20 protein-coding genes and 1 pseudogene are annotated in these 20,900 nt (G+C 60.0%); 8 read left to right on the top strand and 13 right to left on the bottom strand.

Translation table 11 applies throughout. The features are described 5' to 3' along the window. Positions 1-253: 253 nt before the first annotated feature. Together H1204_RS49210 and H1204_RS49205 are read right to left on the bottom strand one after the other, a co-directional pair. The gene (locus H1204_RS49210; protein WP_180736415.1) at positions 254-442 is read right to left on the bottom strand and encodes a hypothetical protein; all 189 of its coding nucleotides are present in this window, start codon (positions 440-442) and stop codon (positions 254-256) included. A 310-nt stretch (positions 443-752) separates the two neighbouring features. Then, complete coding sequence (locus tag H1204_RS49205) at positions 753-1,070, bottom strand: single-stranded DNA-binding protein (RefSeq protein WP_180736414.1); 318 nt, start codon at positions 1,068-1,070, stop codon at positions 753-755. 115 nt (positions 1,071-1,185) lie between these two features. Between H1204_RS49205 and H1204_RS49200 the strand changes: the two genes are divergently transcribed. Continuing rightward, positions 1,186-1,386 (top strand): hypothetical protein, encoded by a 201-nt coding sequence (locus H1204_RS49200; RefSeq protein WP_243469143.1) that lies wholly within the window; start codon positions 1,186-1,188, stop codon positions 1,384-1,386. 432 nt (positions 1,387-1,818) lie between these two features. Then, a complete protein-coding gene (locus H1204_RS49195) occupies positions 1,819-2,400 on the top strand; it encodes a DUF4337 domain-containing protein (RefSeq protein ID WP_243469142.1) in 582 nt (193 codons plus the stop codon). A 30-nt stretch (positions 2,401-2,430) separates the two neighbouring features. On the opposite strand, the gene H1204_RS49190 is transcribed toward H1204_RS49195, so the two are convergent. Both H1204_RS49190 and H1204_RS49185 read right to left on the bottom strand, forming a co-directional pair. Continuing rightward, the gene (locus tag H1204_RS49190) at positions 2,431-3,063 is read right to left on the bottom strand and encodes a histidine phosphatase family protein (protein WP_180736413.1); all 633 of its coding nucleotides are present in this window, start codon (positions 3,061-3,063) and stop codon (positions 2,431-2,433) included. A gap of 460 nt (positions 3,064-3,523) precedes the next feature. After that, on the bottom strand, positions 3,524-4,771 hold the full coding sequence (locus tag H1204_RS49185; RefSeq protein WP_243469141.1) for a DUF2252 family protein: 1,248 nt from the start codon (positions 4,769-4,771) through the stop codon (positions 3,524-3,526). Positions 4,772-5,312: 541 nt separating this feature from the next. Between H1204_RS49185 and H1204_RS49180 the strand changes: the two genes are divergently transcribed. From H1204_RS49180 to H1204_RS49170, 3 genes are all read left to right on the top strand, one after another. Next, the gene (locus tag H1204_RS49180; RefSeq protein WP_180736412.1) at positions 5,313-5,648 is read left to right on the top strand and encodes a hypothetical protein; all 336 of its coding nucleotides are present in this window, start codon (positions 5,313-5,315) and stop codon (positions 5,646-5,648) included. Between the two features lie 1,157 nt (positions 5,649-6,805). Further along, the gene (locus H1204_RS49175) at positions 6,806-7,345 is read left to right on the top strand and encodes an SH3 domain-containing protein (RefSeq protein WP_180736411.1); all 540 of its coding nucleotides are present in this window, start codon (positions 6,806-6,808) and stop codon (positions 7,343-7,345) included. 228 nt (positions 7,346-7,573) lie between these two features. Further along, positions 7,574-9,226, top strand: a complete 1,653-nt coding sequence (locus tag H1204_RS49170; RefSeq protein WP_346015808.1) for a Na/Pi cotransporter family protein — start codon at positions 7,574-7,576, stop codon at positions 9,224-9,226. 22 nt (positions 9,227-9,248) lie between these two features. On the opposite strand, the gene H1204_RS49165 is transcribed toward H1204_RS49170, so the two are convergent. Further along, complete coding sequence (locus H1204_RS49165; protein ID WP_180736409.1) at positions 9,249-9,671, bottom strand: universal stress protein; 423 nt, start codon at positions 9,669-9,671, stop codon at positions 9,249-9,251. A 206-nt stretch (positions 9,672-9,877) separates the two neighbouring features. On the opposite strand from H1204_RS49165, the gene H1204_RS49160 reads away from it, so the two are divergent. Further along, a complete protein-coding gene (locus tag H1204_RS49160; RefSeq protein WP_243469229.1) occupies positions 9,878-11,383 on the top strand; it encodes a phospholipase D family protein in 1,506 nt (501 codons plus the stop codon). A gap of 80 nt (positions 11,384-11,463) precedes the next feature. Here H1204_RS49160 and H1204_RS52885 read toward each other — a convergent pair whose 3' ends face one another. Then, positions 11,464-11,733 carry a PDZ domain-containing protein gene (locus H1204_RS52885; protein ID WP_274608305.1) on the bottom strand — a complete coding sequence of 90 codons (270 nt, stop codon included), beginning with the start codon at positions 11,731-11,733 and terminating at the stop codon, positions 11,464-11,466. A 301-nt stretch (positions 11,734-12,034) separates the two neighbouring features. Here H1204_RS52885 and H1204_RS49150 point away from each other — a divergent pair, with 301 nt between their 5' ends. After that, a complete protein-coding gene (locus H1204_RS49150) occupies positions 12,035-13,108 on the top strand; it encodes an AI-2E family transporter (RefSeq protein ID WP_180736406.1) in 1,074 nt (357 codons plus the stop codon). 62 nt (positions 13,109-13,170) lie between these two features. Here H1204_RS49150 and H1204_RS49145 read toward each other — a convergent pair whose 3' ends face one another. The 7 genes from H1204_RS49145 to H1204_RS49120 all read right to left on the bottom strand — a co-directional run bounded on the left by H1204_RS49145 (position 13,171) and on the right by H1204_RS49120 (position 19,906). After that, entirely contained in the window at positions 13,171-14,043 is an 873-nt protein-coding gene (locus tag H1204_RS49145; RefSeq protein ID WP_180736980.1) for a mechanosensitive ion channel family protein, read from the bottom strand. Between the two features lie 74 nt (positions 14,044-14,117). After that, positions 14,118-15,605 (bottom strand): GntP family permease, encoded by a 1,488-nt coding sequence (locus H1204_RS49140; protein ID WP_180736405.1) that lies wholly within the window; start codon positions 15,603-15,605, stop codon positions 14,118-14,120. Continuing rightward, complete coding sequence (locus H1204_RS49135; protein ID WP_180736404.1) at positions 15,602-16,660, bottom strand: patatin-like phospholipase family protein; 1,059 nt, start codon at positions 16,658-16,660, stop codon at positions 15,602-15,604. The genes H1204_RS49140 and H1204_RS49135 overlap by 4 nt, the downstream gene beginning before the upstream one ends. 719 nt (positions 16,661-17,379) lie before the next feature. After that, positions 17,380-18,753, bottom strand: a complete 1,374-nt coding sequence (locus H1204_RS49130) for an alkaline phosphatase family protein (RefSeq protein ID WP_180736403.1) — start codon at positions 18,751-18,753, stop codon at positions 17,380-17,382. Positions 18,754-18,904: 151 nt separating this feature from the next. Beyond that, complete coding sequence (locus tag H1204_RS52465; protein WP_243469140.1) at positions 18,905-19,087, bottom strand: hypothetical protein; 183 nt, start codon at positions 19,085-19,087, stop codon at positions 18,905-18,907. Between the two features lie 193 nt (positions 19,088-19,280). After that, the gene (locus tag H1204_RS52460; RefSeq protein ID WP_243469139.1) at positions 19,281-19,652 is read right to left on the bottom strand and encodes a hypothetical protein; all 372 of its coding nucleotides are present in this window, start codon (positions 19,650-19,652) and stop codon (positions 19,281-19,283) included. 11 nt (positions 19,653-19,663) lie between these two features. Further along, positions 19,664-19,906 (bottom strand): hypothetical protein, encoded by a 243-nt coding sequence (locus H1204_RS49120; protein ID WP_180736364.1) that lies wholly within the window; start codon positions 19,904-19,906, stop codon positions 19,664-19,666. Between the two features lie 230 nt (positions 19,907-20,136). Here H1204_RS49120 and H1204_RS49115 point away from each other — a divergent pair. Beyond that, positions 20,137-20,863, top strand: a pseudogene (locus H1204_RS49115) (IS110 family transposase). The last annotated feature ends 37 nt before the right edge of the window (positions 20,864-20,900 follow it).

Here is a 20,900-nt window from a genome sequence, read left to right as displayed (position 1 = left end):
CAGGCCGCATCGTCCGACAGTTCAATCGGCCATGACCCAAGGATGCGCTCCCTTTTTGCTAGTTGCGGGGTAACGCGTGGGTCTGCGGCCCAGGCTAATGTTCAATGTCACATCGACCGCATCTTGCGAATCTCAATGCGCAGTGCATCCCATTCCCCAATGATTTCGGACGCAGCCGACCGGAGCACCATATCACATGGCGCCAGCTAGATTCCTGCCCTCTTTCACGGACCGCGCAGGAGCGGACTCCTGATCAGCGTCTCTTGATGTCGACCGCTACGATTTCGTATCCGGGGTCGGCGTGCTCGTGCGCGACTTTATCCGCTTCCTCATACGAGAGAAACGACGTGGCTTCCTTAACCTCCGGTGCCATGCCGATATCGCCGTCCTCTGCGGTGCAGAGGAACTTCTCGCCGGTCTTCACGACGTAGACTGTCGTCATGTCTGCCTCCATGGCTTGCAGGCGAACTTCTAGTCTAGCAGGCCGGAAGGGTTCCACACTTTTCTCTGAGTCGTTTCCGTAACGTCCTCTCCGGAGGCGTCCCGCCCTCCGATTTTTGTGCGTATTCCATGATTTTTCACAACCCAACGGCCAAATTGATCCGTCATCCTTGCAGCAATGTCAGTAAATGGTCGGGGAGAATGTTCTGGAAAATCCAGTTCTCGATGATTCAGCATCCTGCGTCATAGTGGTTGCGTCGATAGATATCCGACTATCTCAAGGATGTGAGTGACGGGCCTCAAAAAGCGCATCAAGCCTCGCCCTCGCGGCGCCCCTCAAGAGCTGTCATGACCCTGTGGGCGACCATATCCATGGCTGGCTTGACCAGGCCATTCTTGTCCGTCCATACCTTTGGGGTCAATGCCCCGCTCAGCGCGACGCTATCCGCGTCAGCCAGCGCTAGCAGCGCGGTTTGCACGTCATCGTCGAACGCAATCACGTTGACGAAAATCGTATCGCCATCATTGGTGGTCGCCCGTACCTTGCATGTCACGAACCGCTTGCCATTTTGCCCCGTGCGAATCTGCGCCTCGCCGTACAAGCGCCCGCCCACCAGTCCATCGATCATCTTCCTTCTCCTGTGATACCGTGCCGCGCAAGAAGCCTCATTGCCTGACACCACCCGAATGATCCCACGAAACGCAGCGCCGCCCGCATAATCACGTGCATTACGCACGCCTCACGTGCCAAGCACCGCGTTGCTCGATGCCTTCGACCGACAGCGACAGGCCGAGTTTGCGGCAAGGCTGGTGGCACACCCTCTTCCGCTTCGCCATCCGACACAGGCGCTGATCACGACGCTTGCACTTGCAGTGCTGGGCAAAGATGCAGCCTTCCATGCCTATCAGATGCTGGAGGCTGGGAGCCCGCAGTTTACCGTGTAGGGGAAGACTGGCGAGGGCCGGCATATTCTCATTCCGGTCGTCCGCTATCTCGTGGCTCATTCACCAACCGAACGCGACGAAATTCTGTCGCGATAAGGTGCTGCGGTGAACGATAGCGATATCATTAGGATTACTTATCTTGCCAGCGAGTAAAATTGCCTGACGGCAGATGAATCGAGTTTGTTTGCGTCTTCGACTCCCTGTTATAAAGGCCCACTGAACGGGGCAAAGCGCACAACCTAACCCGGATGGGTCGCTAAAGCCATTTGGCAGACTACGAACAGGGAAACGGCATAATGCGGCAACTGCGACGCATCATGGCACGGCATTCGCCGGTGCATGGGACAGGGCTGTTCGACGCGGCGACACTGTGAGATAAACTTGCGCGCGCGTTCAATTAGCGCCCTCGCGAATCTATCTGTAAGCAATCATTTGGACCAGACCTCGAAGACCATGTCGCATGAAAACGCTCCACACGAACACGCCGTCGAACATGCCGCGCATTCCGGCGATCAACTGTCACGCTGGGTTGCCGTCTTTACGGCAATACTGGCCGCGCTCTCCGGTTTGCTGCATTATCAGGAGGGCGTCCTGCAAACGCAGGCACTGATCTCCAAGAACGACGCCGTGTTGCTGCAAAGCAAGGCAAGCGATCAGTGGAACTATTATCAGGCGCAGTCCAATAAGGGACACCTGATGGAACTCGCCGCAGAGACCGCCCCACCCGAAAAGCAGGCGTATTACCGCGATCAGATCAGCAAGTACGAGGAGCGAAAAAAGGAAACCGCGGCCAAGGCGCATCAAATCGAACAACAGGTCGAAGATGCGAACCGGCAATCAGAGAGCCGGCAACATCCGCAGCATATGTTTGGACAGGCACTCGCGCTGATCAGCGTGGCGATCTCGCTAGCCGCCGTCACTTCGCTAACGGGCAGTCGTAAGCTATTCGTAGTCGCGGGACTGACGGGACTGGCTGGTGTGGCTGTCGCGCTGCTGGGCTTTCTGCACCTGTGAATGCTTCCGGGATGTCGCGCGGCTCCCGGCCTAACCGCCCGGGCAGGTTTCCGCGCGATTGTCGAGGTTTTCATGCTCGATGCGTAACACGGCCGACATTTTATCTCCATGGTGCGCAATCTGAAGCACATAGATGCTGTCGAAATCCTCGCCAGACCAACGCGGTACGCTTGCCGTGTCTCCACCGGAGTCCTTGACGATGCGGCGCGCGAGTTCCTCGATGATAGAGTGCTCCCAGGCGACGACGACGCGGCTGCTCCGATAGGCGGGAGAAAGCAAAGCCGCACGCAATCCTTCGACGTCCGCAAATCCGATTGAAGCATTGACGGGAAGGCCGAAGTAAACGGCCGTCGGCTCGATTGTCGCGAGTGGTCGGACGTAGTCATATTTTGTCCCGCGATCGGATTTTTGCCGTGCGGGGTCTGGCGCGAAAATCGCATCCGGCTTACCGTATTTCGCTTCAATCACTCGTGGCAGCGCCAGCGCCCGATTCAAGCCTTTGCATGTCAGTTGCCCAAGACCGCGCTCCGGCTTCTCTCCGTGCCTGATCATGACGATCGTTTCGACAGCGTCGTCGATTGCGTGGGCCTGCAGTGTAACCAGGCAGGCCGCCACCGCCAGGGACGATGCGATGAACGTTGGTAGAAAACGGAAGAGGTTCATCGGTGCGCAACAAAACTAGAGAAACCTGATTCTACCAGGTTGCAATGCAGTGATGTCCCGACGGACGGGCCGTTTCCGAGCCCCGCGATTGGTGTGCGCGGCATTGCGGATCGACACGGGTCAGCCTCGGTTTTCGATGATCGTCCTTTCCTTGGCGAACGTTCACCGCGATGGGCCTCGGCCGAAGCGATGGGACTACGCCGGTGTGACTGCCTATGCGGCCGGCACGAAGGTTATCCGGGTTTTAGCAACTCCACACTCAAGTACAACACGTTCTTCGACTCGACCGCTTTCGCCTTCGACCCTTCCGTGCATGCAAAACAATTTTCTCGTCAACATAGTTGACCGCTCGTGCTGATTAATGGTTTCCCGAGCGGGCGGGCGCCCACATGCGTAGCGCGTCGATCCTCAACGCGGCGCAACCAGCATCTGAACCTGAAGAAGTATCGCCCCGATCCCGCTATTTCCCGGTCGCAAACCGACGACAGTGCTCCAGATAACCCGCCTCGTGGCTACTCACCAGCTGCAGTATGCTGTTCCACAGCCACAACGGCGCGTCGATTGTTTTCGGGCGGTTTCTTCCTAATTCTGCGAGCCAACTCCTGCGGGTCGCTTTATCCATCTGTCGCGCATGCGCCTTTCCCACTACGGCGCCGAGATACTGTGCCACCTTCATGGCGTCGTCTTTATCGAGCCTGTCGATTTCGAGCTTCAAATCCTGCGGCAGAAGCTCGCGGACCACAACCGCTCGCTCGAGCACTCGTGCAGCGCGCATCCGTTCACCGAGAAACGGTGAAAGATGTCGCGCCCCTTCAACGACACGCTGCGCGTTGTCGCGCGGCATCGTCGTGCTGTCGTAGCGGGGCGCGGCGGCCTTGACGCCTTCCTTGACGTCCATCAGGCAAAGGTCGTCGCCTCCGATCGCGCCTCCTTCCACGTTGAGCAATACCGCATACCGCAAGCGTCCGAGCGAGCTGCAACCCTTCACCCAGTACGCGGCGTCGAGCATTCGACCGTCGCCCGCCGTATCGCGGCCTTTCAGGCATGTCACCAGGCTCGCGATATCCTGGTCGAGAAAAAGCGCTGCGATCCCCTTGGCCTCTCGTTTCGCTAGCGGCCAGAACCGTTTGCCGAGCGGTATCGTCGGCTCCAGATCCTCTATGCGCTCCCGCGCGAGATGTCGCCATGAGCGGCGCACCGCTTCCTTCATGACGACCTGCACGGGCGCTGGCCGGCGGATTTTCGGATGTCCTGCAAACGCCGATTGATAGCCGGCCGCCAGCGCTTCCGTCATCCGCACCACATGCAAGCCCGAGAGCGACGAGCCGCGTGCCGCCATCGCCAAAGATAGTCCCAGACGCACGAGATCATGAACGGGGTTGCCAATGACGGTCTGATCAAGGTCGCGAATCTGGATCTCAACCTCGCCTTCGGCATTTGCAATCGGACCGAGATTGCCTGTATGGCAGTCGCCGCAGATCCAGACGGCCGGTCCGTGCGGCAATGCGTCGCCGTTGTGCTCGACGAGCCATGCGTAGAACTGTTCTGTGTTGCCCCGTACGTAGGCGTGCGGAGAGCGCGCCATCTTCAGCCTGCGTAGATCTGCGAGAACGGTCTGCCTATCCTCGGGCGAAGGCAGGCCGCTGGTTTTTGATTGCATTCTTTTGCTCACGAGAGTCCGCCAGTCACATTTCACCAGCAAATGCATCAGCAGAAGCCGTACCGCAGGCTTTCCATAGGCTTACACATCCTCGCTGCGCGAACTGGAGGTCGGCCGGGATTCGGGAAAAATTTGCCAAAGTGGCCCTATGCCGCTGCCCTATGCCGCCGCTTTAAAAGACAACTCGAAATCGATCGTCGGATCGAGCAGCGGCACCTTCCGATGGAGGTCGAGCAGATACCGCTTCACAAAACGCTTGCTGACCACCTGGTTGACAGCTGAATCGACGAAGCTCGAGGTGATTGGCTCGCCATGACGCGGGCACGCGATGGCAAGTCGCGGACCATGGATTTCCCTGCAATCTAGACACCCAATAACGGGCTATCCGTCAAGCGAGCAAGCGGCACCAACGACTGCCGAAGCAGGCGGATTTCCGCCCGCCTGCGTCCGCGAGGCCTGCGGCGTGAAGGACATCCTCACACCGTTGCACGCCGCGTTTTTTCTCATTGCAGCGTCAACCCATGTCGTTAAGCTCGCGTTATAGGAGCAGTGCTGAACTTTTTCAGCCACGACAAAATTGGAGAATCGCATGAAGACGATGTTCGCTGCTCTGGCTTCCGCTTTGCTCGTTTCGACGGCTTTCGCACAAACCGCTGCACCGGCACCGTCGACCGCTGCACCGACCGCGGCTCAGGCTGGCAAGACTGATCTGAAGGCCGGCGGTGCAACCAAGACAGCAGCCGACAAGGCGTCGGCTGAAGGTGGCGTCAAGAAGATTCCGGCCGCGCACGCAAAGGCCAAGGCACACAAGGTGAGCAAGAAGACTCACTCGGTCAAGGCAGGCACCGAAAAGGCCAAGACTGATGCGGGTAACGAAGCAAACGCCGGTGCCGCGAAGACCGACGCAACCGTGAAAACGCAATAAGGACCATTGGACGCACAGCGGCTCGATGGTATCGGAATGCCGTACAAGGCGAGTCGAGGACTCGCCTTTTTTCGTTGTCGGTTAAGACAACACTGTCCTCCGCCGCCAGCTTTGCCATTGCAAAGATCGTCGCAGGTTGCGACGTTTGCACTCTGCAATTCGCGGGACTCTTAGCATAGCGAATAATTCAATTTGATCAGCGGATATTGAGAGCCTGCTTGTATGCCGAGACAGCCCCGGCTTGCGCCCGCTGTCGCCTGGAAAGGATCCTGGGCCAGCCGCAGGCCGGGGCGGCACCCCAGCGCGGTTGCCTCTTCCGCCTCGGGACAGGGCGTCTGTTGTTATCTGTTGTTGTCCCGCGCACCACGGCATCTATGTCAATCGGGACCATCCGACTCGCCTGACCTGCCCGTCCCCACCCAAACCGATATGCCTGCTGATCGGCCATTGCTGACGTTGGCGTGTCGGCCACTGTGAGGCAGCTGATAGGCGCTTTGCCGCCGTTCGCGCCGTCGAAGCCTCGAATGTCAGGTGCCGATGCGAGTGAACGAGTACTCACGCCCCGATCCAGCCGTCCACGCCGACGCGATATAAACGACTGCTTTCGGGTTTCTTCGGACTTCCGCCGCGTTGCTGCCGGCAACGTGTAGTTGACGATGCGTGGCTCATGAAAGCACCCAATTCGAACTTAAGCTTCACGATTCTCAATATGATATTTTTCCGCAATAGCCGTAATAGCAACGGGCTGTCATGGCTATCACCGCTCGGCAACACTACGTTTCTGACTTGCATGATCCATAGATCTCGCAAAACCCTAATTTAGTCAGCACCTCGACCGGGAATGAGTCCGGGCGGACCATTACGCTGATGCTACTTCTATTTCCAAAGAAATTCGCTGTCCTATTTTCATACGTAAGCGAGTTCGCGGGTGATTCCTTTTCCGCGTGTCACACCACCGTGACGTCCTCAGGCACCATTTTTCCCGTCGAACGCCGGGGAGCAGCCGGCATTCATCCCGTATCAACGACTACATCGGATTTTCCAGGCGTTTTTCGCCTCGTCTAAACTTACCCAAGCAGGCAACCTCCTGACTATCTGCTACGATCCAGCCGCAAGACGGTGGTAGGTCCGCGCCTATACGCACAGAGGAACCAGTGATGCCTCGACCAATCGCGCACCATGCGTTTCTTGCACTCGCGTGTCTTCTCACATTTCCCGCGGTGGGAATGGGGCAATCGCAGGCGTTCACAAACAGGCCAGCCAATCTGCGCGCGGGGCCAAGGCGCGACTATCCGATCGTCGCGCAACTTTCGCGCGGTACACCTGTGATGGTCGCAGGTTGCCTGAGCGACTACTCGTGGTGTGATGTGATTTTGCCCCGTTCGCGCGGATGGATTTATGCAAGGTCGCTGAACTATCCATACCAGGGCAGCTATGTCCCGGTTATCTCCTACGGACCTGTGGTCGGCCTTCCGGTCGTTGCGTTTTCAATCGGAGCGTATTGGGGTAGTCATTATCGGGGGAAGCCCTGGTACCGCGATCAGCGGCGCTGGGCCCACCACCCTCCACCCGGCCCCGGTCCGGGACATTGGCCAGGGCACGTTCAACCGCGTCCGCCTGGTAGCCGCCCTCCTGGAAATACCGCGCGCCCTCCTCAGGGCGGAACGGGAGGACGTCCTCGGAGAAACCCATCCTGACGTGGCGGCGCACATCCCACGGGGCGTCCATGTTCCGGAACGTTCGATGCCTTTTTACCGTACCTCACCCGATACGGCAAGCCAGCAGATGCCTCCCCTGTTTTTGACCCGGCTCAGAAAGCCGCATGAATTGATTGAGGAAGCTCGTACAATGGCACGATCTCCGGTTTGCGAGGTCGCGTCGCCATGCAGCCTGGTGCCAACCTGAACCTGATCGAAATCGTCGGCTTGCTGGTCGGCGGCCTGGCCCTGTTCCTGTTTGGACTGGAACTCATGACAGGGGGACTCAAGGCGATCGCCGGGTCCCGTTTGCAGTCGCTGCTGGGCACGCTGACGGCCAACCGGTTTCGTGGCGTGTTCGCTGGCGCGGGCATCACGGCGCTGCTGAATTCGTCGACCATTACCACCGTACTGCTGGTTGGCTTCGTGTCCGCTGGACTCATGACGCTCCAGCAGTCGATCCCGATGATCATGGGCGCCAATATCGGCTCGACGCTGACTGCGCAGATCATCGCATTCAATGTCTCGGCGATTACGCCATTCCTCCTCGCCGGCGGCTTCCTGCTATACGGTTTCTCCAAACGTCAATTGGCACGCGAGCTCGGTGGCATCCTGCTCGGCCTCGGCCTGCTGTTTCTCGGCATCGAGTTCATGGGTAACGCCACGCGGCCCCTGCGTAACTATGAGCCGTTCATTGCCGCGATGCAGGACATGCGCAATCCATTGCTCGGCATTGTGATTGGCGCGGTCTTTACGGCGATCGTGCAAAGTTCGGCTGCCACGCTCGCGATCGTTATTGCTCTAGGCAGCCAGGGATTGATTCCGCTTGAATCTGGCATCGCGCTAATTCTGGGGGCCAATGTGGGAACCTGCGGCACGGCGCTGTTGGCGTCGATCGGCAAGTCGGCGGAAGCCGCGCAGGTCGGCATCGTCCACCTGCTCTTCAATCTGCTCGGCGTCCTGTTTCTCGCCTTCGTGATTCCGCAGTATGCCGACTTCATTCGCCAGATCTCGCCGTCCGCGCCTGAACTGACGGGCGCCGCCCGCCTCGCGGCCGAAACTCCACGTCAGGCAGCCAATGCCCATACAGTGTTCAGCGTGTTTTGTACAGCGGTGCTGATCTGGTTCACGAAGCCCATCGGCAAGCTCGCCGAACGGCTTGCTCCGTCGTCGCACAAGAGCTGGCAGGATCCGGGCGTGCCGCGCTATCTCGATGACACGCTGGTGGAAATGCCGGCGCTGGCGATCACCCGCGTACAGCTCGAACTGGTCTCGCTCGGCAAACAGGTCAAGAATCTGGTCGAGCGGAGTGCAGCGCTTGTCATCGAAAGCAGTGCGCCGGCTCTTGGCGCGCTGACGGACGAAGACAAAGCTGCCGATACCCTCAGCACGGCCATTCTCACCTATGTTGGCAAGCTTTCGGAGGCCATCCATACCGATGACGAAGGGAGGCAACTGGTGGACCTGGCGCGTATCGCGACTTGTCTGGACGCGATACGGGAAGTTGCCACCACCAGCATGCTTGCACTGAGCCAGCGACGGCTCGCGCAGGGCGCGGACATCACCGGGTTACGCAGCCCCGAAACTTCCCGGTTTGTCACGGCAGTGATCGAACATTTCGCGCTTGCTGTGAAGACGATCGCACATCCGGAAGCGGAAGATGTGACGCGCATCCTCAACGCAAAGCTTGAGATCGAAGTGCAGGCGGACATCGCGCGTCAGCACATCCTGTCAGACCTGCAACTGCACAGCCAGGAAGATGCGGTCAATTTTCGTCTGTCGAACGACATGATCGAGCATCTCAACGAAGTCGCCCGGCTGTCCCGTGCCATCGCCAGGGCCAGTCGATCGTTGAACGATGTGCAGGTGGCCGCGCAATAAAAAACTGGCGTGCCGGGAGGATCTAACTGACCGTATTGATGACGATGACAGGGACGGTCGCTTTCTGAATGATGCTCGATGCAACGGATCCCACGATAGCCGTCAACACGGCACCCCGCCCCTTGGCACCTACTGCGACAACATCCGCCTTCACTTCCGACGCAAGCCGCGTGACCTCGGTTGCCGCATCGCCGTGCTTCCAGTGCAGATGTACATCTGACACGACTGGCTGTAGCACAGCTTTGGCCGCTTCGAATGCCCGATTGGCTTCCTGCTGGTTTTCCTGCTGGAATTCAGCTGTATGCAGACCGGTTCTGCCCACCATGGGCGACACATGCACGACGTGCAGGATCAGTGGGGCCTGCAGGAACGGTCGTTCGACAAGTCGCTGGGCTGCTGTCGTGCTCTGCGGGGAGCCATCCACTGCAAGAACGATTACAGTCATAGTGCCGCTTCTCAAGCGAAATGAAACATACACGAGGCGCACTTGCGAGTTTAGTCCAGTTCGCCCGGTTCCGACATTCGTAACGACTCTCGGCGGTGGGTATGGACCGACCCTGTGCGAAGTGGGTAGAAATCGTGACCGCCTCACTGACCTTTTGCATCGTGAGCCGATACGGTGCGGCGGTGCTTTCTGCGCTCTGCGTGGCGATGCTGATGGGCTGCCGTCTTCCTCCGCTCGGGGAGCGTCCGCAATCGACCGCGCTGACGGCCGAAGAGGCGCGGACCACCCGGCTCGGCCGGGCGACCGAGCAGGAACTGGCACGCCATCCCGGGCTTACCGGCATCGATCCGCTGGCGGACCCGCTTGAGTCGTTTGCGGCGCGCGTCGATCTGGTCCGCACGGCCGAGCGTACGTTGGATGTCCAGTACTACATCTGGCGCGGCGACCTGACAGGCACATTGCTGCTCGAAGAACTGCAGGGGGCGGCCAGTCGCGGCGTGCGCGTGAGGCTTTTGCTGGACGACAACGGCATACCCTCGTCCATGGACGATACCTTGTCCGCGCTAGCCGCCCGGCCTAACATCGAAGTGCGCCTGTTCAATCCGTTTGTCACGCGAAAACCGAAATTCATTGGCTTTCTGACAGACTTCACGCGGCTGAACAGGCGTATGCACAACAAATCGCTAACTGCCGATGGCATTGCAACCATCATCGGTGGCCGAAACATCGGCGACGAATATTTCGGCGCCCATGACGGCGTGGTATTCGCAGATCTCGATGTGCTGGCAATCGGTTCTGCCGCAAGCGATGTGGCACACGACTTCGACCGATACTGGGCCAGTGCATCGTCCTACCCCGTTGGGCTGATCCTTCCATCCGCGCGTGCAGACCAGCTCGGCACACTCGACGCGGCTGCGCGCGCAGTCGAGCACAACCCGGCGGCCGCTGCGTATATCGAAGCGCTAAGGAAGACGACCGACGTGCGGCGCCTGGTCGATGGGTCCCTGCCGCTGGAATGGGCCGAGACCCGCCTCGTCAGCGATGACCCGGCCAAAGCACTGGGTGCGGCGGCTCCCGGCTCGCTCGTGTTATCCCAACTGGGTACAACGCTGGGCGGTCCGGCACACGAACTCGACCTCGTTTCCCCTTATTTCGTGCCGGGCGAAGACGGCACCCGCTTCTTCGCGCAGCTCGCCGCCGCGGGTACCACCGTGCGGATAATGACCAACTCCCTCGAAGCAACGGATGTCGTTCCCGTCCATGCCGGCTACGGAAAACGGCGCGCGGAGCTACTTCGAGGGGGCGTGCGCCTGTACGAACTGCGTCGCGCGGCGGGCGCCACGGCTCACAAGTACTACAGCATGGGCGTGTTCGGCAGTTCAGGCTCGAGTCTTCATGCAAAAACATTTGCGGTTGATTCCGAGCGCGTCTTCGTGGGTTCGCTGAATTTCGATCCCCGTTCAGCGAACCTGAATACAGAGCTGGGATTTGTCATCGAAAGCCCGGAGCTCGCGCTGCGGATCGAATCCGTATTCTGGAAGCTGGCTCCTGCGCTGGCCTACGAGGTACACCTGAACAGCGACGGCAAGCTGTATTGGACCCGACAGTCTGCGGGCATCACCATCAGGTATGACACCGAGCCGAATTCCACTTGGTTCGACCGGCTCAGTGTGCTGTTCTTTTCCATACTGCCTATCGAATGGCTCCTGTAGCGCGAATGTCGGGTCGACTGTGACGGTGTCGTGCCGCACGGAACACGGGACACGGGGGCAACGTCGGCAGTCGCCCCATCTCACGCCGCTATGAGGATCACGGGAACAGACAGCGTTGTACCTTCCCGGTTGACGGTGATGGACATACGCCGGCTCGCCCTGGCGGCCATCTGCACCAGTTGCCGGAGTTGCTCGACGCCTGTCCCAACCGTTCCGTTCACGGCGACGATGATGTCGCCCGTCCGCATTCCCGCTGCTGCACCCGCTGCTGCTGCGGAGCCCGTCGACTGACGACCACCCCTGCGGGCGCATGCAACACAACCGCAGTTGGAGCACACTTTGAATAGCATCTCCTTTACCTTGGGCTGGGCACGCCTTTCGATGTACACGGCCTCAGATACGCCCACCGGGGTTCCCGTGCGCAGCCAGTTCCCCCGGGATCTTTGGCCGGGATACATACGGCACGCATGGCGTCGCGAATGCTCGCTGACCCACGACGTGCAAAGAAGCTCGGCTCAAACAGCACAGGAACCGTTGACTTGCAGCCTCGAAAAAGTGCAATGTGCCGGTTACCAGCCGCGCGCCCCGTGGTGAACCAGCCAGACTGATGGCAACACGGGATCTATTCGCGAGCGACGCGGGAGACTGACCATGAATGACCGATTGCATGCATCCGTCCATGTGCTCGTGATAATTCTCATCATCGGCTGGCTGCTGTATGCAGGTAGTGCCGTATTCGTTCCCATTGTTTTCAGCATTATCGTGGTCTACGTCATCGTAGGATCCGTTCGGATGCTTGGCCGGGTTCCCGTAATTGGGCCGGTGCTCCCGGTATCGGTCTGTTATGCGCTTTCAATACTGCTGCTTGCGGGTGTCATTTTCCTCGCCGTGACTATGGTGGCTGCCAACAAGGACGCCATGCTGGCGCTCGCGCCCCGCTACCAGGAGTCGGTACTGACCCAATTGCATAAAGGCGCTTTGCTTCTGCGGATTGACACGGAGCCCACCTGGGATTCCCTCCGGCGCGGCGTGGTGGCACAGCTAAATATTCAGTCGCTCATCGGCACCATGGTCGCGTCGCTTTCCGGATTCATGGTGAAGGTATTTGTGGTTGCCCTCTATGCGTGCTTCCTGCTGATCGAAAGGAGGATGTTCGCTGACAAGCTGGCGGCCATGGCACCCAACGCGCAAAGCGCTGCAAGAATCAGCAGCGTGATCGACGACATTAATGACCGCATTGGTGCCTATCTTGCGCTAAAGACCATCCTCGGTCTCGTCCAGGGCGTGCTTTGCTGGGGGGTGATGAAGCTCATGGGACTGGAGTTCGCAGGTCTGTGGGCTATGTTGATCGCGTTGCTTAATTACATCCCGTATATTGGGTCGGTGCTCGGCATTTTCTTTCCTACACTGATGTCTCTTGTGCAGTTTGGACAGTCGGGCGAGACGCTTGCACTGCTGATATCGTTGACGGCGATTCATTTCCTGGTTGGCAACGTGCTGGATCCGTATCTGATGGGTAACTCGCTCAACCTGAGCCCCTTCGCAATCCTCGCCGGAATGGCGATCTGGTCGGCGATATGGGGCGTGGCGGGCGCTTTCCTTGCAATTCCAATCATGGTGAGCACAACCATCATCTGCTCGCAATTTCCGATGACGCGACCGATCGCCGTGTTGCTTTCAAAAAATGGGCGTCTGTCCACGAGCGTCAATCTGCCTGCGCTGTAGTTGGGTCTGGGCAACCTTACCTCCCTTTATCCGTCCTTTGCCCGACTACATGCATTAAGCGGTTACTGTGCCGCGGATGCCTGTGGACTGGCGAGTGTGCTCTGCACGATGTGCAACTCGCGGGTGCGCAGCGGCAACGAGCAGTGGGCGTCGTTCAGCGCCTGCCGAACCTGGCGCGCGAGATTCCAGCGCATGTCCCAAAACACATCGATGTTCGCCCACACACGGATGTTCAGCACGGCCGTACTGTCGTCGAAGCGGCTGACCATCACCTGCGGTGCGGGATCCTTGAGCGCGCGCGGATCGGCGACCGCGAGGGAGCGCAGCGCGTCCAGCGCGCGATCCACATCGTCGCGCACGGAAACTTCGATTTCGAGGTCGAGACGGCGTGTCGGATTGCGACTGTAGTTGCGGATTGAATTGGTCCACAGCGTACTGTTCGGCACATATTCGCAGATGCCGTCCGGTTTGGTGAGGCGCGTCGTGAAGAGGCTGACTTCGACGACGGTGCCCGCGATGTTGCCTGCTCCGCCGTCGATAAAGTCGCCGACCTTGAACGGCCGCAGCAGCAACAGCATGATGCCGGCCGCGATGTTCTGCATCGTGCCTTGCAGCGCGAGACCAATCGCGAGACCGGCGGCCCCCAGGACGGCGACGATGCTTGCCGTCTGGATGCCGAGTTCCGACAGCGCGCCGACGATCGCGACAATGCGGATGCCTAACAGGCTCGCGTCGCAGAGAATCGGGCGCAGCGTCGCGTCGACGCGCGACTGGCGGGTGAGCGTGCGGCCGAGCCACCGCGACACGCGGCGCGCTATCCACCAACCGAGCACGAGAATCAGCACGGCGGAGCATAGCTGTAGAGAGAACGCGGTAAGCGCATTCCAGAGGAAGGTCCATCGACTTGGATGGAGCTCGGCGAGAATGTTCAGCATGGCCATTGCAGTCCTTGTTGGAAAGTGACGGTGGTTATTTCCAGGCGCATTGTTGGAGTACGTCAGAGAGCAGTTTAAAAGCTTTGCACCAGCGTCCCCAGCACAATCACCACAACCAGCGCTGCAAGCGCACCGACCATGCCGACCATCACCATATCCCGATAGCTTTGCTTGTGCGTCGTGCCGCAAACCGACAGCAGGGTGACCACCGCGCCGTTGTGTGGAAGGCTATCCAACGTACCCGATGACATGACGGCCACGCGATGCAGCAACGCAGGATCGATATGATGTTGCGCCGCCAGTTGCAAATACGTGCTGCCAAGCGCATCAAGCGCGATCGTGAGTCCACCTGACGCCGACCCCGTCAAAGCCGCAAGCAGATTCGTCGCGACAGCCAGCGAAACAAGCGGCCCGCCGCCAATCCCCAGCACCCACGCACGCACCACTTCGAACGCAGGCAGCGCCGCAATCACCGCCCCATAGCCAACGAGACTCCCGACGCTCAGCACCGGCAACACGGAAGCATTCGCGCCCGCATCGACGCTCTCACGCAACGTGCCGAGCCGCCCCCGGTTCATCATAACCAAAAGCACGACGGCGAGGGCCAGCGCCACCGACACGCCCCATACGCCGCTCACGGCAGACAGCGTCGTCCCACCCCAACGCGGCTCCGCCAGATACAACGCATCGATATGCCGCAACACGATGATGTTCATCGCGAAGTTTGCGAACACCACTACAACGAGCGGCGCGATCGCAATACCGATGGGCGGAAGGCGCGCGCTGATTGTGCCGCGTTCGATTTCAGCGGGGTCGAACGACTGCGAAACCGTTGCGCGTTCACGCACCAGGTTTGAATCCTTTGCGCCAACGGGCGCATCCGGCGCATCGCCAAAGCCCTCGCCCGCGCGGCGCGCGGCGCCCTCCTGACGTGACAGCCACCACAAGCCGAACGCAACCATCACGATACTTGCAATGATGCCGAGCCCCGGCGCGGCGAACGGCGTCGTGCCGAAGAATGGCATCGGTATTGCGTTCTGGATTGCGGGCGTACCCGGCAACGCTGACATCGTAAATGTGGAAGTACCAAGTGTGATCGCAGCGGGCATCAAACGGCGTGGAATGTCCGCGGCACGAAACAACGCCTGTGCCATTGGCGCAAGCACGAAGAACGCGACAAAGAGGCTCACTCCGCCATACGTCACGACCGCGCCGCCGATCACAACGGCGAGAACCGCGCGCCTCGGCCCGAGCTTGTCGGTCATTAATTGCGCAATCGCATCGACGGAACCGCTATCCTCCATCAGCTTGCCGAACAGCGCGCCGAGCAGGAACAGCGGAAAGAACTGCGCGAGAAAGCGCGCGGTGCTCGACATGAAGGTCTGCGTCCAGTGCGCGAGCACGGGCTCGCCCGACACCAGCGCGGCGAGCATTGCCGCAATGGGTGCGAGCAGCAGCACGCTCCAGCCGCGATACGCGAACCAGATCAACAGGCCAAGGCTCGCCAGCATGCCCACGAGCCCGAGTCCCAGCGCCGTCGATGACAACGCCGGGCCGCTCATCGCAGCACTCCGTCGAGCAGCGCATCGAGATCGAGCGACGACCGCTCGCCGAGCGAGCTGCCGTGTTCATCGAGAAACGCCTGCGCCGTGCGGCGCCCTTCGTCGCGCAGCATCGTGAGAAAGTGCCATTCGGCATTGAGCTTCGACGAATAGCCGAGCGTCGTCATCATCGTACTTGCGATCCGGTGCATGCGCATCGTCGCCCAGCGGCGCCCTTCGTCGTTGCCGGGGTCGGCGACCTTGTGCAGCAGCGCGATCATGCGCAACTCCTTCAGCAAGGGGGCATTGAACGCGACTTCGTTGAGTCGGCTGATGATGTCGCGTGCCGAGCGCGGCGCATCCGGCCGTTCGACAGGGTTGACCTGCACGAGCAGCGTGTCCGTCGAATCCGTTTCGCGGATCAGCGGCGTGATCGTCGGATTGCCGGCATAGCCGCCATCCCAGTACGCTTCGCCGTCGATTTCGACGGCCTTGAACAAGGTCGGCAGGCACGCCGATGCAAGCAGCACCTCGGGCTTCAGATCGGCATTGCGAAACACGCGGCCCTGCCCGGTGCGCACGTGCGTCGCGGTGACGAACAGCTTGATGCGCGACGCACGCACGGCGTCGAAATCGATGCTCTCTTTGAGGATGCCGCGCAGCGGATTGAACGAGGTCGGATTGAGGTCGTACGGCGATACGAGGCGCGCGATCATGTCCATCGCGAGAAAGAGCGGCGAATGATCGAGCGTCCAGCGGCCCGCGAGCTTGTCGAGCGGACTGCGCCGGAAAGGGCTGAAAACGGCGGCATCCGATACGCGCCGCCAGAAATGCTCGAGCGCCTTGCGCGCGCCCGCAGCCCCTTCATGCTCGAAGCCGCTGACCAGCACGGCCGCGTTCATGGCGCCTGCCGACGTGCCCGCGACGCCCTCGATCTGCAACCGCGACTCTTCGAGCAGCCGGTCGAGCACCCCCCATGTGAACGCCCCATGCGAGCCGCCGCCCTGCAGCGCCAGATCGACGAGCAAGGGATTGTCGTGCCCAGATGGGTGAGGAGCAATGGACGGATAGGTCATCGCGTCTCCGGATTGACAGGGCACGACCAAGGTTATACGGCGGATCGTCCGATTGCAAAGCCATCGATGAATGCCCAGCAATGCGCGCCACCGGATCTTGCCTCGGTGCTCTGCACTAAAATGACGGATCGGGATCCCTGTGGATGCCGATCAAGCGTCACATCGAGGATCTCATGTTCGGTACGATCGACCGGACGAGCGAAGTAAAGTATGCCCAGATCGACAGCCCACGCCAAACGTAATTGGATTGTGGAATCTCATCAATAACGACACCGCGCCCGTTGCGGCCACCGTCTCCGCCCGCAGGATTGTTTTGCGTAACGCAGACCCCTCCGCCGATGATCAGAGAGGCAGAGGAGAACAGGAAGACAGTTTTCCGGTTATGTGCATTCGCTCTTTGCTGTTTCCTGCCGGTTGACGCGGAAATATCTCGACGAAAGGCCGGAGCCGAAGAGGAAGAGACGTTCGAAGGATCGCGCTTTCGAACAATCGAAAGACCGCAGATGGCCGACTGTACTCATTCACGGAAGTCGCCCGAAAGCAGCCGCTGAAGATTTCAACGGCTGCCCTACAGCACCTTCATTGATTCAGGTTTGTTCAACGCCTGCCCGCACGCCACATCGTGCGCTTCCGAGCTTGCAGACATGGGCAGGCGTCGAACTAATCTCAAGACGACCTGCCCGTCAACTGTTGGCACTATAGATTGGCTTCCGACGTAGTCAATGCTTTCCATAGGTGGCGACATACTGCGCCAGATCAGCCCACTGCGGCGACGTCAAAAGGTGTGGGTGATCTCGCGCGACCTGCAGTGCTACTGCATGAAAACCCTGATTTGATTCGGACGGTCCCGCCTTCAAAAGACTATTGAATGATGTGTTGAACGTCGCGCTGGTATCGCCGGCAAGCGCGGGCGGAGCTTCGGCGACTGCGGCAACATTCAGCGCACTGCTCAGTCTGTCAAGGTGCTTGTTGCGCGCCGAGACAGCGGGCGAATACGTCCTGTTCGGATCAAGCTTTTCCGCAAGAAGCTGCAAAATGGCCGTATGGTCGAGCTTCCCCGAGAAGACACCGCCCGGCGTTACGTAGGGCGACACAAGCAAGGCGGGCACGCGTAGTCCTGTCGTTTCAAACGGGAATCCCGCAACATTGGCCGCAATGGAGAGCGGTGAAACATGGTCAAAGAACCCTCCATGCTCATCGTAAGTCACGATCAGGAGTGTGTTCTTCCAGCGATCTGGATTGGACGTCAGCGTCCGGTAGACATCCGCGACAAAAGCCTGCCCCGCGGCGATACCTGTCGGGCAATGGTCGTCGTTGGCGTTGAAGTGCGGACCGTCCGTGTACTCCGGTTCGACAAATATCACCTTGGGCATGATCGCGTCGCTCTGCCAGTCCGCGGCGAACCGGGTGTAGCGACGGAAACTGCCGCCGACATCATCATGCGGCAGGGCGAGTGACGTGATGATCTCCGGCAGCCATTTCTTCATCAGACTGAAAAACGGAAAGAAGCTGCCCGACTGATAAACGCACCAGGGAATGCCGCGCTCCCGCAACCAGTCGTAAACAAGCGGCTGATCGGGGATAAAATTGAGTCCTTGCACGTTGTCACTGATAGCGCTCTCCCCGGCCATTGCCATCAGCCGGTTCGCCTGCGTACCAGAAGGTAGAGGCGCAAACCAGTTATCACAAACCGTGTAATGTCGCGCCAGGAAGTCATAAGTCGGGAGCGCGGCGGCGTCGTAATACCCCATCACGTCCGCAAGGTTCTGCGCAGGAGTGGCGCGAGTTGCATAACTTTGAACGAACCCACCGAGTTCGGGACAACCACCCGGCGTGCAAGGTGTATTGATCTGGGTTGCAATGGGCGTCCGGTCATGTGGAGGATCGGGTATTGAAACGACGTCCGGGCCGAGACGGTGAACGGGATAAGACTGCCCCGCATACACATTTGTAAAGTTATTCAGCCATGCCGGATCGGACGAGAGACCGTTGACGTTACCTCCTGTCAAACCGAGGTAACCGAGCATATGATCGAACGACCGGTTCTCCAACATCAACACTACGAACGTATCGATATCATCGAGCGCTGGCATTTCCCACTCCTTCGAAGGATTTGTCACATCATGTCACCGCCATTTGCGCATTACTTGTCAGCTGTCACAATGCGCGTTGTGTCCTCGCCTCCGGCTACCCGCACCATGCGGCGACAACGTCGGCAACGATAGCGGCCGCGGATCGTCATGCTCACCGGTGCTGCACTTTTCGTGTTGCCATGTACGCCTCGAACAGACCCGCATGCAACCGGCTGAGTTCCTGACTCAGGATCTCGCCCAGCAGTGCGGTCGCGCGCGACGCCGTCTGTTCACGCTGCACACGCGCCTCACCAAACCGGCCCGCGAGCGCCGGTTTGACCACCAGCAGCCACACCGGGAGCCACGCGTCTATTCGTCGACTTCGCCCGAGCCGGGAAGTTCAGCATCCAAGCGCCGGTGTAACGCGTCCAGCGAAGCGTCGCCCAGTCCGGACAGCAGCGCCGCGGACCGTGTCGGCGCCAGCCATGCCAGCTCCACGAGCAGCGGCCAAGCAGCGTCCAGCCCCCCCGTCCGGTAGCGCGCCTCGGTCATTCACATGAGGGGCGCCGGGATGCGCCACCAGGATTCAATGGACCTGACGGCGTCACTTGCGGCCGCCTACTCGCCTGCCAGTAGCCACAGCGGTGCGGCGTGATTCCCCGCATGACTGTCGGCATGATTGCCGGCCTGGCCAGTACCGCGTGATCAGCGAAGGGCGTTGTGGAACCACCTTCGAGTTCATGGACCAGCACCGTCATCGCGGACAGCGCGCGGTCGTCCGGATACCCGGCGGCCGGTTCTTCCAGGGCCGCTCGCGCGGCCGCTCCATCGCGGCGCTGCAACTGATCGTGGACGCCGTTGCGCAACACCACGTCGCGGCTGTCGGCAAAAATATCGAGCTGCTGTGCGGTCGGCTGCATCGTCATCGCGCTCAGAAGAGTTGATCGTGAAGAGCGCTCAGGCTAATCCATTTCACCGTGCCGCGAAAGGCGCGGCCGTCCTCATTGACTGACTCGATGATCACGCGCTGGCCGCTCACTTCGGCGATCACGCGCACGATCCGCTCGCCATAGCGCATCAGCGCGCCGATCGGCGGGCAGGCCAGCGCCGCTTTACGCGCGACTCGCCCGGCTCGCCCAGACCGCACTTGCCGCACGCGAGGTTCTGATTCCATCACACCTGGCTCCGCTTCTTCCGGCGCGCGGCCGTCTTGCTGGATGGCGCTGACGCAACCGCGATCTTGCGCGCCGGACGTGCCGCAGTTGAACGTGAAATCGCGCTCTTCGGGGTAATCGAATGAAAGGGACTTCCCCGTCCCGAGGCTGCGGAGGAAGCTGCGAATCGGAATCAAAGTGCCATGATGGACAGTCGAGCCTTTATCAACGCCAGCCGGAGGGGAAGTCCATGTCCATGGTCACCGTCGAAATCGATCTTGCCAAGAATGTGTTTGCTCTCCATGGTGTGGATGAAACCGGCAAGGCGGTACTGGTCAAGCCCAAGGTCACGCGTGATCAGCTCGTAGCGTTGATCACGCAAATTGCCGCCGTGCCTGATCGGCATGGTCTTGCCGCAGAAGCGGGAGCGGTTGCGCAAGGAGATTACGGCGCATCTGGATTCCTTGCCGGGTTGGGACGGCAGAAGCATCCGCGACCTGCATGAACACGTCGACAGCATCGAAGACCGATTGACCGAATACGATCGCGCGATCGGCCAGATAGCGCGCGAGGACGAGCGTTGCCGGCGACTCATGCAACTGCGTGGCATCGGCCCGACAACGGCCAGCGAGTTGCTTGCCAGCATCGGCGTCGGGCATGACTTCAGGAAGGGTCGCCAGGTGGCCGCATGGCTCGGCCTGACGCCGGGACAATATAGCAGCGGTGGCAAAGCACGACTTGGCAGCATCACCAAGGCTGGGGACGCCTATCTACGCAGTCTGCTGGTCACCGGTGATCGCGCAGTCATGGCAAACCTCGGCGACAAACAGGACCGCTTCAGCTGTTGGGTCAGAGCCCTGACCGAGCGGCGCGGCTATTGGCACGCGGCCGTAGCGATCGCTGCCAAGAACGCGAGGATGGCATGGGCACTGCTGAGATACGGCGATGACTTCAAACATCAAGCATCTACCATTTAAAGCACTGGATCGTACAGCCATCTGACCATGATCAGAT

Origin of the sequence: Paraburkholderia sp. PGU19 (assembly GCF_013426915.1) — a bacterium.
Classification (GTDB): Bacteria; Pseudomonadota; Gammaproteobacteria; order Burkholderiales; family Burkholderiaceae; genus Paraburkholderia.
The sequence above is the reverse complement of the archived record's forward strand: the minus strand, read 5'-3'. Positions and strand labels throughout refer to the sequence as shown.

Excerpts from the sequence above, each read along its gene's own strand:
- H1204_RS49130 (WP_180736403.1), bottom strand. The coding sequence starts at position 18,753 with ATGCCAGCGCTCGATGATATCGATACGTTCGTAGTGTTGATGTTGGAG.
- H1204_RS49165 (WP_180736409.1), bottom strand. The coding sequence starts at position 9,671 with ATGACTGTAATCGTTCTTGCAGTGGATGGCTCCCCGCAGAGCACGACA.
- H1204_RS52885 (WP_274608305.1), bottom strand. The coding sequence starts at position 11,733 with ATGCTATTCAAAGTGTGCTCCAACTGCGGTTGTGTTGCATGCGCCCGC.
- H1204_RS49210 (WP_180736415.1), bottom strand. The coding sequence starts at position 442 with ATGACGACAGTCTACGTCGTGAAGACCGGCGAGAAGTTCCTCTGCACC.
- H1204_RS49120 (WP_180736364.1), bottom strand. The coding sequence starts at position 19,906 with ATGGAATCAGAACCTCGCGTGCGGCAAGTGCGGTCTGGGCGAGCCGGG.
- H1204_RS49135 (WP_180736404.1), bottom strand. The coding sequence starts at position 16,660 with ATGACCTATCCGTCCATTGCTCCTCACCCATCTGGGCACGACAATCCC.
- H1204_RS49145 (WP_180736980.1), bottom strand. The coding sequence starts at position 14,043 with ATGCTGAACATTCTCGCCGAGCTCCATCCAAGTCGATGGACCTTCCTC.
- H1204_RS49175 (WP_180736411.1), top strand. The coding sequence starts at position 6,806 with ATGCCTCGACCAATCGCGCACCATGCGTTTCTTGCACTCGCGTGTCTT.
- H1204_RS49180 (WP_180736412.1), top strand. The coding sequence starts at position 5,313 with ATGAAGACGATGTTCGCTGCTCTGGCTTCCGCTTTGCTCGTTTCGACG.
- H1204_RS52460 (WP_243469139.1), bottom strand. The coding sequence starts at position 19,652 with ATGCAGCCGACCGCACAGCAGCTCGATATTTTTGCCGACAGCCGCGAC.
- H1204_RS49150 (WP_180736406.1), top strand. The coding sequence starts at position 12,035 with ATGAATGACCGATTGCATGCATCCGTCCATGTGCTCGTGATAATTCTC.
- H1204_RS49205 (WP_180736414.1), bottom strand. The coding sequence starts at position 1,070 with ATGATCGATGGACTGGTGGGCGGGCGCTTGTACGGCGAGGCGCAGATT.
- H1204_RS49160 (WP_243469229.1), top strand. The coding sequence starts at position 9,878 with ATGCTGATGGGCTGCCGTCTTCCTCCGCTCGGGGAGCGTCCGCAATCG.
- H1204_RS49140 (WP_180736405.1), bottom strand. The coding sequence starts at position 15,605 with ATGAGCGGCCCGGCGTTGTCATCGACGGCGCTGGGACTCGGGCTCGTG.
- H1204_RS49185 (WP_243469141.1), bottom strand. The coding sequence starts at position 4,771 with ATGCATTTGCTGGTGAAATGTGACTGGCGGACTCTCGTGAGCAAAAGA.
- H1204_RS49190 (WP_180736413.1), bottom strand. The coding sequence starts at position 3,063 with ATGAACCTCTTCCGTTTTCTACCAACGTTCATCGCATCGTCCCTGGCG.